The organism is Verminephrobacter aporrectodeae subsp. tuberculatae At4 (genome assembly GCF_000193225.1).
GTDB classification, from domain to species: Bacteria; Pseudomonadota; Gammaproteobacteria; order Burkholderiales; family Burkholderiaceae_C; genus Acidovorax; species Acidovorax aporrectodeae.
The window spans coordinates 1-308 of record NZ_AFAL01000567.1; the positions used below are offsets into that span (position 1 = coordinate 1).

Below are 308 nucleotides of genomic sequence, written 5' to 3' on the forward strand. Positions count from 1 at the left end.
GCCCCGTCAGGCCCGACGGACAAGGACACCAGGAACGACACGGACAGCGACGGCATTCCCGACAGCACCGAAAACCGAACCCCCGGCATCCCCGGCCCCGGTGGCGCAGCCCCCGTGGTCGGCGACGGCAACGGAGACGGCATCCAGGACAGCACGCAGCCTGCGGTGGCATCGGCCAGCGTCACCGTCAGCCCCATCGGAGAAAGCAAGCCCGCAGGCGCAGCCAGCACCTACGTGACCCTGGTGACCGGCAGCCAGGACGGCAAGCTGGACCCGGACAGCGGTGCCCGCATCACCCGCCTGGAGCA

At 70.8% G+C, this 308-nt stretch carries 1 pseudogene; it reads left to right on the forward strand.

What is annotated here, in order from left to right:
* Window positions 1-308 (forward strand): annotated as a pseudogene (locus tag VTU_RS33750) (SwmB domain-containing protein); the annotation flags it as partial.